Below are 13,415 nucleotides of genomic sequence, written 5' to 3' on the forward strand. Positions count from 1 at the left end.
CCCCGCATCGTCCATGCGGCGCCACCGGCGGCGGCGCCCTCGTTCGAGTCGTCCCGGCTCAGGTCTTGCTCGGAGGGAGTTCGGTCGTCTCCGGCGCCACCTTGACCCCGGCGCGGACGCGGGCGAGGCCGTTGACCACCACGCGCTCGTCGCCCTTCAGGCCGTCCTGGATCACCCGGTAACCGTCGACCTTCGGCCCGAGCTTCACGTCGCGCTGCTGGATCACGTCGTCCGGCCCCACCACGTAGACGATCCGCTTGTCCTGGTTGGCGGCCACCGCCTCGTCGGGCAGCAGAACGCCCTGGGCCGGCTTGGTGGCGGGCATCGAGACGATGCCGAACAGGCCGGGCTTGATGAACTTGTCCCCGTTGTCGACCGTGGCGCGCAGCAGGATCGTGCCCGTGGCGTTGTCGACCCGGTTGTCCACGAAGTCGAGGGTGCCCTTGCGGGTCGGCTTCGCCTCGCCGGAGAGGGCGATCAGGATCGGAACGCCCTTGCCGCGCTGGGTCTGCCCCATGCCGATCCCGATGGAGTTCTGGTACTTCAGGAACGACTTCTCATCGACGGTGAAGCTGAAATAGATCGGGTCGAGGGACACGATGGTCGTCAGCAGAGTCTGGTCCGCGATGACGATGTTGCCCTCGGTGACGTTGCGCTGGCTGATCCGCCCGTCGATTGGCGACTTCACCTCGGTGAAGTTGTAGTTGAGCTGGGCATTGTCGAAGGCGGCCTGGGCGCTGTCGACGTCGGCCTGGGCGGTCTGCGAGGCCTGCCGGCGCTGGTCGGTGACCTGCTCCGAGATGTTGCCGCTCTTCGAAAGGGTCTGGGCGCGCTCCAGGTCGGTGACCGAGAAGCTCTGCCGGGCCTTGGCCGAGGTGACGGCGGCCTGGGCCTGCTCCAGGGCGGCCTTGTAGGGCCGCCGGTCGATCACGAACAGCACGTCGCCCTTCTTCACCGTCTGCCCGTCGAAGAAGTTGATCTTCTCCAGGTAGCCGGTCACCCGGGCGCGGACCTCGACGTACTCGATGGGGTCGAAGCGGCCGGTATACTGGTCCTTCTCGACGATCTCACGGACGACGGGCTTGGCCACCGTCACCTTCGGCGGCGGACCGCCGGGGGCCTGGGCGTGGGCGGATGTCGCTGCCGCGGCGAGGCCGACGAGGAGCGGAAGGTAGCGTGCGAGCGGGCTGCGCATCGATCTTTTTCTGGTCCCTTGGCAATGGCGCGCTACTCCCGCACCGGCCAAAACGCTTGTGCGCGGGCACACATGCCAGCGTCCGCGCCGCGAACGCGCCGGAAACTCTAGGCGATATCCTCGCCCGCGGAATACCAATCCTTGAAGCCTCCCCGGTAATGCTCGGAGAGATCCACGCCCGCCCTCTGCGCCACGACGAGGGCGTTGGCCGAGCGCACCCCCGCGGCACAGGAGAGGACGGGCCGCCTTCCGTCCGCCCGGACCATCTCGGCCAGGGCGGCGGGGTCGAATTCCGAGAGGGGATGCGAGACCGAGCCGGGAATGTGGCCCGCCTCGAATTCGTGCTCCTCGCGCACGTCGATCAGGAGGATCGACCCATCCGCGAGACCTTGCTTGACCGTCTCGCGATCGAGGTCGACCACCTTCATCCGACGTCGCTCCCCGCACTGTGCAATTCAGGCACTGACGCTTTTCCATATTCGTCAGTGTCCCCCGACGCAACTCGGGGTCGCCTCAGAGGGCGGCGAGGGTCGGCCCCACCGCCGTGAAATGCCCGGCCCAGTCCGGCGGCCGGTAGCCGTCGAGGTGGCCCGCGAGGGCGGCGCGCCCGGGGGAGCCCGGCTCCGCCAGCGATTCGATCGCCGCGAGCCAGCCCGGCCCGTCGAGGGGATCGCGGAACAGGGCGAGGCCCTGGGCGATCTCGCGATGGGCGGGGATGTCGGAGGCGACGACCGGCAGGCCGGAGGCCGCGGCCTCGACCACGGGGATGCCGTAGCCCTCCGTGAAGGACGGCATCAGCAGGGCGGTGCAGGAGCGCATCAGCGCCGCGAGCCCGTGCGTCGAAAGGCCTGATGCCTCGATCACGTGCGCCCGCACGCCGGGGCAGCGCTCCAGCATGTCGATGGCGCTCTCGGCCTCCCAGCCCCGGCGGCCGACCACGACGAGGCGGGGCGTGCGCGCCCCGTGCCGCTCCGCCAGCACCCGCCAGAGCTGGAACAGCAGCAGGTGGTTCTTGCGCGATTCGATGGTGCCGCAGGCGAGGAAGGTCGGCCGCGGCAGGGTGAGGCGCGCCCCCTCCCGCCCGAAGGCCGGCTCGACGCCGAGATGCCCCACCGCCACCGGCGGACGGGGAAAGCCCCAGGCGTCGAGGAGGCCGAGGGTGCGCGCGCCCGTATCCTCGGAATTGACGAGGATCGCCGCCGCGTGCCGCCCCACCGTGCGCATCCGCGCCTCGTGCCGGGCCGCCTCGCCCGCGCGGCCGTATTCGGGATGGGTGATCGGGATGACGTCGTGGACGAAGAAGGCCGCCCGCACGTCCCGGCGGTCGTAGAGCCAGTCGAACCGGCCGGGGCGGTCGAGGCGCAGGTGCGAGGTGTGGAGGTAGAGGCTGTCCCGCGGGAGCGCCGAGACCGGCCGCGACCGGGCGAGGATCCGCGCCGCGGCGCGGGCCTGGATGAGCCTCCGGTCCCGCGCCCGCGCTCCGCCCGGCGCGGCCGGCGCCTCGCCGCCGGCCGATGCCCCGAGGCGCCCGGCGAGGCGCCGGTACGCCGGATCCTCTCCCGCCGGGCGATCCTCGACCCAGCCGGCCTCCACCGCGGCCACGATGGCCAGCGCCTCGTCCCGGGGCAGCACCCGCGGACCGAGGGCCGTCGAGACCACGCCGACGCTCCGCGCATGTCCGCCGAGGACGGCATGGGCGTAGGCGAGGTCGACCCGGTCGATCCCGGACGGGCTCGTATGCCGCAGGCGGGTGACGAGGCGGGTGAGGTCGAAGGCGGTGGGGCGCTCTGTGATCACGGGCTGGGCTTAGCCTCGCCTATCGGGGGAACAGGCCCCCTGCCTACCCGCCGCCGCCGCCCACGGCCAGCATCGGCGCACCCGGCGGCCGTGCCCATGGGGTTCCGTGCGTTTCAGGGCTTGCCTTGTCCCGTCCGGAGACGCTAAAAGCCACGGACCCTTCGGGGCATCGGAGTGTAGCGCAGCCCGGTAGCGCACCTGTCTGGGGGACAGGGGGTCGTCGGTTCAAGTCCGGCCACTCCGACCATTCATTCCCGAAGGGCCGGGCCCCGAACCGGCCGGCGGAACACCGCCATCCATTTACCATCGTCGGCGTCGCGGCTAAGGCCGCTTTCCGTGCCCATGGGCGCCGGTCGCCCTGCCGTGGACATCCGCCGCAGCCCCCTAGCGCGAAGCTGACCGTCCGAAATTCAATGAATTTGATGGTCTCGGCGGTCGGGTCCGGCTCAACACATTTGTATTCATTAACCGACCCTTTATCCGATCTGAACACCACCTGTGTTTGACCGTTAGTCGCCATCAGCAACTCGCGATTGGTGGCGGCAATGCCTCATTCGATCTTCATCCGAGAGCGCAAAGACGGACAACAACGGCCGCCGGAACTGGTAGCCTACGATATCGACAGCATCTCCCTGGCGAACCGCCTGGTCCGCCGCATCGCGAAGTCGTTCCGCGTGAACGGCCACGACCCCGCGACGGGGCGCCGATGGTTCCAACTGAAGAAGAGCGACTTCGACATCTACCGGTGGCGCCAGTAGCGGCACCGCGCGGCCGGCGACGACGCCTCCTCCGGGATCGGGCGATTCCGGAGGAGGCGCCCGGTCATCGGGCGGGGGCGGCGCCGAGTTCGGCCCGGAACATCGCCTCCATGTCCCGGCGCACGCGGATCGCCTCATGGGTGGCGTCGAAGGCGACGTCGCTCCAGCGCACCGGGCGCCCGGCGGGCACGTCGTTCGTCAGCACCATGTTGTGGGCGAGGCCGATGGGCAGGGCGTCCTGCGCCAGGGCGTCGGCGGCGGGCATCAGCTTGCCGTAGACCGTGAAGCCGCCCTCCCCGTCGAGCCGCTCGCCGGCCTTCAGGGGGCGCTTGGCGGTGGCCGCCACGTCGCCGCGCCACTCGGTGGTGGCCCCGGTCGCCTCGCCCCGGAGGGCGATGGAGGCGACGGAGATGCCGAGTTCCAGGCCGATCAGGTGGTAGGGCTTGTAGGTGGCGGCGTAGCGGCCGGTGCTGTCGGTCTTCAGGCCGTACTGGGCAAAGCAATCCTGCACGTACCGGCTCGGGGCCTCGAACACCGCGTAGACGCCGCAGCGCAGGTCGCGGAAGACCGGGCGCCCGTCCCGCTCCAGGGACGAGACCACCTCCACCGTGCCCTTCTCCGCCAGGATGCCGCCCTCGTCGACCGGGCGCAGAAGGTCGGGCAGGTCGTCCACGCCGCAGGCCGGAAAGGCGAGGCCGTCCCGCGGGGGCGTGAGGCCGCAGGCATTGGCCACCGCCGCCATCTCCAGGGCGGACTTGGTGCCGTCGAGGAAGGAGTTGAACATCTGCCGGTTGAAGTCCCCGCCGGCCACCTGCTCCTCGCTGAAGCCGTAATGGCCCCAGACCGTGTCGGGGGTGGAGGCGTGGTAGACCGGCAGGTACTTCGTGCCCTTGCCGGCGCAGACCACCTCGAGTCCGATGGTGCGCGCCCAGTCCACCAGCTCGGCGATCAGCGCGGGCTGGTCGCCGGAGGCCATGCTGTAGAGGATGCCCGCCTCGGCGGCCTTCCGGGCGAGGTAGGGGCCGGCGAGCACGTCCGCCTCGACGTTGACCATCACCACGTGCTTGCGGTGCTGGCAGGCCTTCAGGACGTGATGGATGCCCGCGGCGGGGCTGCCGGTGGCGTCGATGACGATGTCGATGAAGGGGCTGGCGATCATGCCGTCCGCATCGTCGGTGACGCAGGTGGTGCCGTCCCGTGCGGCCGTCTCGAGGGAGGCGGCGCCGAAGCGCTCGTCCGCCCAGCCGACCCGGCGCAGGGACTCCTTCGCCCGCGGCGGCGACAGGTCGGCCACGGCGACGAGGTGGATGCCCGGCGTGCGCGGCGCCTGCGACAGGTACATCGAGCCGAACTTGCCGGCCCCGATCAGCCCGACGCGCACGGGCCGCTTCTCCTGCGCGCGACGCTGCAACTGCGCGAACAACGACATGGCCGAACCTCCCTGGATTTTTGCCACCGGTGCAGCACGATCCCGGCGCCCTTGGCAAGCCCGGGCGGCCGCCTCGGCGCGTCAGCGCAGCCAGTAGCGGTCGGGGGCGATGGCGGGGGGAAGCGGATCGCCTAGCGCGTCGAGCACCGTGCGCTCGACGGTGCGCAGCATCGCATCCATCGGCAGGTCGTTGGGGGCGGTGCCGAACGGCTCCTCCAGCTCGTCGCCCAGGGCGTCGAGGCCGAAGAACGTGTAGGCGACCAGCGCCACGGCCGGGGGCGTCGCCCAGCCGAGGGAGCCCGAGAGGCCCACCGGCAGGAACAGGCAGTAGAGCCACGCCGTGCGGTAGACGAGGAGGGTGTAGGCGAAGGGCACCGGCGTGTGGCGGATGCGCTCGCAGGCGGTGTGCAGCGCCGACAGGTCGGCGACCTTCCGTTCGAGCAGCCCGAGCAGCACGTCCGTGAGCGCCCCCCGCCGCATCGCCGCGGCGAGGTCGGCCAGGATCAGGGCGAGGGTCGCGTCCGCCGGGCTCGGCCGGCCCCGGAGGGCGGCCTCGTCGGCGCCCGGCAGCCACGCGGCGGCGGCCTTCGCCTCGTCGCCCTCGCGCAGGCCGGCATGCAGGGCGCTGGTGAAGGCGGCCACCCGCAGCAGGCAGGCCCGGCGCAGGGCGGCGTGCTCCTCCCCCGGCAGCAGGGCGGGGATGGTCCGGGCGAGGCCCCGGGCCTCCACGATCAGCGAGCCCCAGACTTTGCGCGCCTCCCACCAGCGGTCGTAGCAGGCGTTGTTGCGGAAGCTCAGGAAGATCGAGAGGGCGAGGCCGATCAGCGTGAACGGCCCCGCGCCGGCCGTCACCGGGAAGGCCCAGGGCCAGCGCTGCTCGGCCGCCGTCACCCCCACCGAGAAAACGGTGAGCCCGATCACCGTGGGGGCCACCTGCGGCAGGATGGAGCCGCGCAGGGCGAACATGACGGTGAGCAGCGTGGGGCGCGGACGGACGATCATGGCCGGTTTCTGCCATGGCCGCCGGAAGAAGACAGCCTCCGCCGCGCGACCCGCGATTGTGCGCCGCGTTGTTGACAAGGCGGCGCGACGGGTGCGACTGCGCCGCCTTCACGGCGGGGGGTCCCTCCGCCGCGCCGGCCTCCACCCCGGCGGGGAGGCCTTGAAGGGGGCGGCGCGCGGCGCCGCGGCAGCGATGCGCGCACTCATCTTTCCGGGCCAGGGCAGCCAGGCCGTCGGCATGGCCAAGGACCTCGCCGCCCACTTCCCGCAGGCGCGAGCGGTGCTCGACGAGGTCGATGCGGCCCTGTCGCAGAAGCTCTCGCACCTCATGGCCGAGGGCCCGGCCGAGGAGCTGACCCTCACCGCCAACGCCCAGCCCGCGCTGATGGCCGCCAGCCTCGCCGCCCTGCGGGTGCTGGAGGCCGAGGGCGGCCTCGACCTCGCCCGGGACGTGGCCTGCGTCGCCGGCCATTCGCTGGGCGAATACGCGGCGCTGGCCGCCGCGGGCAGCCTCTCCGTCACCGACGCGGCGCGCCTCCTGCGCATCCGCGGCGAGGCCATGCAGGCCGCCGTCGCCCCCGGGGCGGGCGCCATGGCCGCCCTCATCGGCACCGACGTGGCCGCCGCCCACGCCCTGGCCGAGGAGGCCGCGGAGGGCGAGGCCTGCGACGTCGCCAACGACAATGGCGGCGGACAGGTGGTGATCTCGGGAGACCGGGCCGCGGTGGAGCGCGCCGTCGCCCTCGCCTCGGCGAAGGGGATCAAGCGCGCGGTGATGCTCAACGTCTCCGCGCCGTTCCATTGCCGCCTGATGGCGCCCGCCGCCCGCACCATGGCGGAGGCCCTGGCCGCCGTGAGCCTGGCCGCGCCGCGGGTCCCGCTCTACGCCAACGTCACCGCCGCGCCGGTCTCGGGGCCCGACGAGATCCGCGCCGCCCTGGTGGCGCAGGTCACCGGCACCGTCCGCTGGCGCGAGAGCGTCGCCGCCATGGCGCAGGCCGGGGTCGGGCAGTTCGTCGAACTCGGCGCCGGCAAGGTCCTCGCGGGCCTCGTCAAGCGCATCGCACCCGGCGCGCAGGCCAGCTCGGTCGGCACCCCGGCCGACATCGCCGCCTTCGCGCTCTGATCGCAAACGGAACCCGACCCATGTTCGATCTGACCGGCCGGAAGGCCCTCGTCACCGGCGCGACCGGCGGCCTCGGCGGGGCCATCGCCCGCGGCCTCCATGCGGCCGGCGCCACGGTCGCCCTCTCGGGCACCCGCGCCGAATCCCTGGAGGCCCTGGCCGCCGAGCTCGGGGAGCGCGCCGCCGTGGTGCCGGCGAACCTCGCGGACACGGCCTCCGTCGAGGGGCTGGTGCCCGCCGCCGAGGCGGCGATCGGCCCCCTCGACATCCTCGTGAACAATGCCGGCATCACCCGCGACAACCTCTTCATGCGGATGAAGGACGAGGAGTGGGATTCGGTGATCGCCGTGAACCTCACCGCCGCCTTCCGCCTGTCGCGGGCGGCGGTGAAGGGCATGATGCGCCGCCGCTACGGCCGGATCATCGGCATCGGCTCGGTGGTGGGCACGACCGGCAATCCCGGCCAGGGCAACTACGCCGCTGCCAAGGCGGGCCTCGTGGGCCTGACCAAGGCGCTGGCCGGCGAGGTCGCCTCCCGCGGGATCACCGTGAACTGCATCGCGCCGGGCTTCATCGCCTCGCCGATGACCGACGCCCTCAATGAGAAGCAGCGCGAGGGCATCCTCACCCGGGTGCCCGCCGGGCGGCTCGGCGAGGGCGCGGAGGTCGCCGCGGCGTGCCTCTACCTCGCCTCGGCGGAGGCGGGCTACGTCACCGGCCACACGCTGCACGTGAATGGCGGGATGGCGATGATCTGAAGTCCAACGCCGTCAAGGCACTGAAAAACCACACCTCTGAACGGGTTGTGAACGGCCTCTCGCCAGCGCGAAAACCCTGTGCTACCAACCCGGCAGCCGTACAGGGGGTTGACGGTTCAGCGGGTTTTCAGTCCAAAGCCCCTGTCTCGGGGCCAGCCCGGTTCACCTCGAAACACGCGCAATCGGACACCGGCCCTCCAGTGCCCTCAGGCGAGGCGGGCCACGGCACAAGAAAACGCGAACAGACCAACAAGGACGAGGACGCAAGACCGATGAGCGATATCGCTGAGCGCGTGAAGAAGATCGTTGTCGAGCACCTGGGCGTGGAGCCCGAGAAGGTGGTCGAGGGCGCCAACTTCATCGACGACCTCGGTGCCGACAGCCTCGACACCGTCGAGCTGGTGATGGCCTTCGAGGAGGAGTTCAACGTCGAGATCCCGGACGACGCCGCCGAGACCATCCAGACGGTCGGGGATGCGGTGAAGTTCCTGGAGAAGAACTCGGCCGCCTGAGGGGCCGACGCGAGGTTCCACGCGGCGCGGTTGAGGCGATTTCGCCCCCGCGCCGTTATGCGTTTTGAAGGATTGACGGGACGGATACGATGCGGCGGGTTGTGGTCACGGGTCTGGGGATGGTCACGCCGCTCGGCAGCGGGGTCGAGCACACCTGGAGCCGCCTGATCGCGGGCGACAGCGGCGCCGGCCCGATCCGCGGCTTCGAATCGGCCGACCTGCCCTGCCGGATCGCCTGCCAGATCCCGTTCGGCGACGGCACGGACGGGACGTTCAACCCCGACGCCGCGATGGACCCGAAGGAGCAGCGCAAGGTCGATCCGTTCATCGTCTACGCGATGGCGGCGGCCGACGAGGCCCTGGCGGATTCGGGCTGGAAGCCCGCCACCGAGGACGAGCGCTACGCCACCGGCGTGCTGATCGGCTCGGGCATCGGCGGGATCGGGGGCATCTACGAGGCCTCCGTGACCCTGCACGACAAGGGCCCGCGCCGGATCTCGCCGTTCTTCATCCCCGGCCGGATCATCAACCTCGCCGCGGGGCAGGTCTCGATCAAGCACGGGCTGAAGGGCCCGAACCACGCGGTGGTCACCGCCTGCTCTACCGGCGCGCACGCCATCGGCGACGCGAGCCGCCTGATCGCCCTGGGCGACGCGGACGTGATGGTGGCCGGCGGCGCCGAATCGCCCGTGAACCGGCTCTCCATCGCCGGTTTCTCGGCCTGCCGCGCCCTCTCCACCGGCTTCAACGACGCCCCGGAGAAGGCCTCCCGCCCCTACGACAAGGACCGCGACGGCTTCGTCATGGGCGAGGGCGCGGGCGTAGTGGTGCTGGAGGAATACGAGCACGCCAAGGCCCGCGGCGCGAAGATCTACGCCGAGATCATCGGCTACGGCCTGTCGGGCGACGCCTACCACATCACCTCCCCCTCGCCGGACGGCGACGGCGCCTTCCGCTGCATGACGGCGGCGGTGAAGCGCGCGGGCATCTCGCCCGACGAGATCGACTACATCAACGCCCACGGCACCTCGACGCCCATGGGCGACGAGCTGGAGCTGAAGGCGGTGGAGCGGCTGCTGGGCGAGGGCGCCGCGAAGGCGACGATGTCCTCCACCAAGAGTTCGGTGGGCCACCTGCTCGGCGCGGCCGGCGCCGTGGAGGCGATCTTCTCGGTCCTGACCATCCGCGACGGCGTCATCCCGCCGACCCTGAACCTCGACAACCCCAGCGTCGAGACCCGGATGGACCTCGTGCCGCACGAGGCCAAGCGCAAGCGCGTGGACGTGGCGCTCTCCAACTCCTTCGGCTTCGGCGGCACCAACGCGTCGTTGGTGATGCGGCGGGTCTGACGCCCCGCCCGCAGGATCCCGGAAGCCTGGAATTGCCGGCTCTCGGCGACGGCTGAAGGCCGGTTCGGCGGCACGTCGGTGTCCAGCCGGACACCCGACCTCGTCCTCGCACAGCCCGTCCCCCTCTCCCCGCCTGCGGGGAGAGTACCGCGACGACTCCGTCGTCGGCGCCGCGTCCCTCAGCGGGGCAGCTGCCCCTCCGGCGTGAGCCGATGCACCACCTCCGGCAGCGCCTTGGCGAGCTCCGAAAGCAACGCCCCGCGGTCCATCCCGGTCTCGCGCTCCAGGGCGGCGACGGTGTCGCCCCCGAGGCCGCGGGCGAGCTGATCCGGGTCGATGGCATGGTTGGCCCCGTGCCCGATCCACGAGCCGATCACCTCCCCGAGCCCGGCCTGCCGGAAACTGTCCACCAGGGGGCCGAGGCCGCCGGCCTCCTCGGGCGCGGGCCGGCTCGCCCCGCGCGAGGGGCCGTCTCCGCCGAGCATGCCGGAAAGGTCATCGAAGCCGCTGCCGGGCAGGGACTCGTCGGCGGGGGACGCCCCGGCGCCGGAGGGGCCGGTGTCCCGGCGCCCGCCCTGCTGATCGAAACCGCCGAGATCGCCGGAATCGCCCTGCGGGTTCGGCGCGGGCGCGTGGTGGCCGGAGGGTTGGCCGCCGGAGCGGTCGGCCTCGGGGCCGGGCTCACCCTGCCGCCCCTGCCCGAAGATGTCGCCGAACCCGCCGCTCGTCCCCTTGGCGAGGAGGAGCATCAGCAGCGCCTTCACCAGCGGCGACATCCCGCCCTGGCGGCCGCCGAAGACCTGCCCGAGAACCCCGCCGATCACCGATTCCAGCATGCCCATCAGCCCCTCCCCCCTGCGCGACTCGCGTGGTGCCCGATCCTAGCCCGTCACTTGGTCCGGCGCATCGAATCCGGCAGGTGCTCCTTCGGATCCACCCTCTGTCCGCTCCCCTTGCCGCCGGCCATGACATCCGTCGACGGCGCCAGGGCGCTGGGCGGGGAGACCTGGCCGCTCGCCGCGGAGCCTCCCGTGCCCTTCACGGTCGAGGTTCCGGCGGGCAGCGTGCCGGCGGTCGGCTGATCGATGGCGCTGGCGGCCGATTGCGCCGCGGCGGGTCCAGCCGCCGCCAGGCCGGCGAGGAGGGCGATCGTCATCGAGAGCTGGCGCAAGGTCTGTCTCCGGCCGGGGCGGTTCCGATGGCCGCCCGAATGCCGGTTCAACGTCCCGCGTCGGTCGTTCGGTTCCCCATCGCCCCGATCGCGCAGCCCGCGAGGTAAAGGGGGAGCATCAAAGCCGCCCCGTCGAGCCACAGGCCCGGCAGGCCGGGCACGGCCTGGGCGAGCGCCAGCAGCATCACGAGGGCAGCGAGGCCGCCGAGGGCGAGGGGGACCGCCCTTCCCCCGGGCCAGCCCGCCAGGAAGCCCACGAGGCCGCCGAGCGCCACCGCGCCGGCGAGTCCGGGCCAGAAGGCGGCGAGGAGGAGCATCACGGGTGTCGGGCCTCCGAGGGGTGCGATCCGGCGGTCACGGCGCCAGCGCGACCGTGGCCGGCCCCGCCCCCCTGTCGGGCCCCGCCGCCACCTGACCCGGCCGCATCCCCGCCTGCAGCAGATACTCCACCAGCGCCAGGGCCCGCTGGCGGGCGAGGCCGGCGCCCTCCTCCTCCGGCGGCTTGGCCTCGGCGGAGGGTTCGGGGGACGGCTTGGACGGCGCCTTCTCGTCGGATTTGGCCGGCTTGGCCGGGGCCTTCTTCCGGTCCGCGACCGGCGCGGGCTTCTTCGGCTCGTCGGCGGAGGGCGGGGGCTTGGCCCCCGGCGGGTCGGCGGGGCCCGACACGGCGAGGCGCAGATCGGGGCAGGCCTTGGCCAGGGCGGCCAGGGCGTCGAGGGCGGGGTAGAAGGCCGGGGTCAGGCCCGTGCTGCCCACGGGGAAGCGCAGGTCCGCCGTGGCGGTGGCGGCGGCGACGCCCTGGCGGCAGGAATCCGCATCGCGCCGGGTGTCCGGATCCTTCGGCTCGACGGCGACCTCGCCGGTCCACCCCGGCGGGAGGACGGAGGCGAGGCGGTCCGGGGCGCGGGCGGCCGCCTCGGGATAGAGGCTCTCGCCGAACAGGCCGAGGTTGCGGTCCGTCACCGTCGCCTCGCCGGTGGCGAGGGTGGAGAGCATCCCCGCCCCCGCCTCCAGGGCGGCGGCGAGCCCGGCGGGCGCGCCTTCGGCGAGGCGCGTGCGGTCCACCACCGCCTCGCGGTAGAGGCGCTGGCGCAGGGCGGCGAGGACCCGGCGGCGGGTCTCCTCGTCGGGCAGGTGGCCGCTCACCGTCACCGCCTCCGGGCTCCGGCGCAGGCTCACCCGGTAGGGCGAGAGCGGCTTGGCGGCGAGCGCCACCGTGCCGGCCCCGACGCCCGCCGGGCGTCCGTCGCGCAGGAGGGCCTGTGCCTCCGGGATCGCCTGCGGGTCGATGGCGTCACCGCCCACCGAGACGGCGCCGCCCGCGTAGGAGACCTCGCCCCGCTGGATCAGGGCGGCGAGCCGGCCCATGAACGCCACCAGCGCCCGGGGATCGACGGAGGATGGCAGGCCGCGGGCGGCCTGAAGCCGGTCCTCCACCGGGCCGCCCTCGGTCAGCCCCGCCGCAAGGGTGACGGCCTCCTGCCGGATGGCCTCCGAGGAGACGTAGCCGGCGAGCGCGGCGCCGGCCCCGTCCCGGGCGATGCTGAAGCGGTAATCGGAGATCCTCGGCGGCAGGATGTCGACCCGGCCGAGGCTGTAACCCTCCGGCGGCCGGGCGAGGGCGGCGCGCAGGGAATCGTAGGCGGCGAGGTCGACCGCTTCACCCGAGATGCTGAGGACCGTGTCGGTCAGCACGGCCTTGCCGCCGGGGATGAGGCTCGGCAGGCGCGCGGCCAGGAAGGCGGCGGCGGCGGGAAAATCCGGCGGGGCCCCCCGGGCCGCGCGGGCGCCGTCCTTGAGCGGCGTGCCCGCGCCGATGGCCCCGGTCACCTCCACCTCCAGGGCGCGCCGGCCGATCTCGACGGGGCGGCTGCCCTCCAGGGTCACCCCCGCGCCGCCGGCCCAGGTCGCGGCCCATTGGAAGGGGGCGGCGGTCTCCACGAGGCCGATCTCCGAGACGATGCGCCGGGGGCCGTCGAGGGCGGCGAGCCGGGCGAGGACGATGGCGCGGCCGGCCGCGTCGGGCGCCTCGCCCTGGGCCACCAGATCCCGGCCCCTGGCCGCGATCCGCAACCAGGGCTCGCCGTTCGCGGCGGAGGTCGATGCGGCGATGCCCTCCCCTGCGGCCGCCACCTTCCCGGCGATGCCGGGCCCCGCCCAGAGGGCGAGGGCGGCCCAGATCCCGGCGAGCGGCAGCAGGCCGGCGAGCCAGCCGGCGCGGCGCAGGGCTCGGGCGGACGTCTCGGGTCGCGGCACGGATCGGGTCCGAGGTGAGGGAGGGCGCCCTATAGCACAGCCCGTTTCCGGCAGCACGAAGG

The 13,415-nt window shown here is 73.0% G+C and carries 14 protein-coding genes and 1 tRNA gene; 6 read left to right on the plus strand and 9 right to left on the minus strand.

Features of this window, described 5'->3' with window-relative positions; all coding sequences use genetic code 11:
* Positions 1-58: 58 nt before the first annotated feature.
* The 3 genes from MKK53_RS16390 to MKK53_RS16400 all read right to left on the minus strand — a co-directional run bounded on the left by MKK53_RS16390 (position 59) and on the right by MKK53_RS16400 (position 2,989).
* The gene (locus tag MKK53_RS16390; RefSeq protein ID WP_243929770.1) at positions 59-1,195 is read right to left on the minus strand and encodes an efflux RND transporter periplasmic adaptor subunit; all 1,137 of its coding nucleotides are present in this window, start codon (positions 1,193-1,195) and stop codon (positions 59-61) included.
* Positions 1,196-1,302: 107 nt separating this feature from the next.
* Positions 1,303-1,623, minus strand: coding sequence for a rhodanese-like domain-containing protein (locus MKK53_RS16395; RefSeq protein WP_243929771.1), 321 nt, complete (start codon positions 1,621-1,623; stop codon positions 1,303-1,305).
* Positions 1,624-1,708: 85 nt separating this feature from the next.
* Positions 1,709-2,989 carry a glycosyltransferase family 4 protein gene (locus MKK53_RS16400; RefSeq protein WP_243929946.1) on the minus strand — a complete coding sequence of 427 codons (1,281 nt, stop codon included), beginning with the start codon at positions 2,987-2,989 and terminating at the stop codon, positions 1,709-1,711.
* A gap of 173 nt (positions 2,990-3,162) precedes the next feature.
* Here MKK53_RS16400 and MKK53_RS16405 point away from each other — a divergent pair.
* Together MKK53_RS16405 and MKK53_RS16410 are read left to right on the plus strand one after the other, a co-directional pair.
* Positions 3,163-3,239, plus strand: a tRNA-Pro gene (locus MKK53_RS16405).
* A 298-nt stretch (positions 3,240-3,537) separates the two neighbouring features.
* The gene (locus MKK53_RS16410) at positions 3,538-3,750 is read left to right on the plus strand and encodes a hypothetical protein (RefSeq protein WP_243929772.1); all 213 of its coding nucleotides are present in this window, start codon (positions 3,538-3,540) and stop codon (positions 3,748-3,750) included.
* Between the two features lie 64 nt (positions 3,751-3,814).
* Here MKK53_RS16410 and MKK53_RS16415 read toward each other — a convergent pair whose 3' ends face one another.
* Together MKK53_RS16415 and MKK53_RS16420 are read right to left on the minus strand one after the other, a co-directional pair.
* On the minus strand, positions 3,815-5,179 hold the full coding sequence (locus MKK53_RS16415; RefSeq protein ID WP_243929773.1) for an NAD(P)H-dependent oxidoreductase: 1,365 nt from the start codon (positions 5,177-5,179) through the stop codon (positions 3,815-3,817).
* An 81-nt stretch (positions 5,180-5,260) separates the two neighbouring features.
* Positions 5,261-6,181 (minus strand): bestrophin family protein, encoded by a 921-nt coding sequence (locus MKK53_RS16420; protein ID WP_243929774.1) that lies wholly within the window; start codon positions 6,179-6,181, stop codon positions 5,261-5,263.
* Positions 6,182-6,374: 193 nt separating this feature from the next.
* Between MKK53_RS16420 and fabD the strand changes: the two genes are divergently transcribed.
* The 4 genes from fabD to fabF all read left to right on the plus strand — a co-directional run bounded on the left by fabD (position 6,375) and on the right by fabF (position 9,926).
* A complete protein-coding gene (gene fabD / locus MKK53_RS16425; protein WP_243929775.1) occupies positions 6,375-7,307 on the plus strand; it encodes an ACP S-malonyltransferase in 933 nt (310 codons plus the stop codon).
* A gap of 20 nt (positions 7,308-7,327) precedes the next feature.
* Complete coding sequence (gene fabG / locus MKK53_RS16430; RefSeq protein ID WP_243929776.1) at positions 7,328-8,065, plus strand: 3-oxoacyl-[acyl-carrier-protein] reductase; 738 nt, start codon at positions 7,328-7,330, stop codon at positions 8,063-8,065.
* Positions 8,066-8,337: 272 nt separating this feature from the next.
* A complete protein-coding gene (locus MKK53_RS16435) occupies positions 8,338-8,577 on the plus strand; it encodes an acyl carrier protein (protein ID WP_066926221.1) in 240 nt (79 codons plus the stop codon).
* An 89-nt stretch (positions 8,578-8,666) separates the two neighbouring features.
* Positions 8,667-9,926 carry a beta-ketoacyl-ACP synthase II gene (gene fabF / locus MKK53_RS16440; RefSeq protein WP_243929777.1) on the plus strand — a complete coding sequence of 420 codons (1,260 nt, stop codon included), beginning with the start codon at positions 8,667-8,669 and terminating at the stop codon, positions 9,924-9,926.
* 179 nt (positions 9,927-10,105) lie between these two features.
* Here the strand turns inward: fabF and MKK53_RS16445 are convergent, their stop codons facing one another.
* Genes MKK53_RS16445 through MKK53_RS16460 form a run of 4 tightly spaced genes read right to left on the minus strand, consistent with a single transcriptional unit; the run spans position 10,106 to position 13,353 of the window.
* Positions 10,106-10,768 (minus strand): YidB family protein, encoded by a 663-nt coding sequence (locus tag MKK53_RS16445; RefSeq protein WP_243929778.1) that lies wholly within the window; start codon positions 10,766-10,768, stop codon positions 10,106-10,108.
* 47 nt (positions 10,769-10,815) lie between these two features.
* Positions 10,816-11,097, minus strand: a complete 282-nt coding sequence (locus MKK53_RS16450; protein ID WP_313901560.1) for a hypothetical protein — start codon at positions 11,095-11,097, stop codon at positions 10,816-10,818.
* 47 nt (positions 11,098-11,144) lie between these two features.
* Positions 11,145-11,414, minus strand: a complete 270-nt coding sequence (locus tag MKK53_RS16455; protein ID WP_243929948.1) for a hypothetical protein — start codon at positions 11,412-11,414, stop codon at positions 11,145-11,147.
* Positions 11,415-11,451: 37 nt separating this feature from the next.
* Entirely contained in the window at positions 11,452-13,353 is a 1,902-nt protein-coding gene (locus MKK53_RS16460) for a hypothetical protein (protein WP_243929779.1), read from the minus strand.
* Positions 13,354-13,415: the final 62 nt, after the last annotated feature.

The organism is Methylobacterium sp. J-076 (genome assembly GCF_022829405.1).
Taxonomy (GTDB): Bacteria; Pseudomonadota; Alphaproteobacteria; order Rhizobiales; family Beijerinckiaceae; genus Methylobacterium.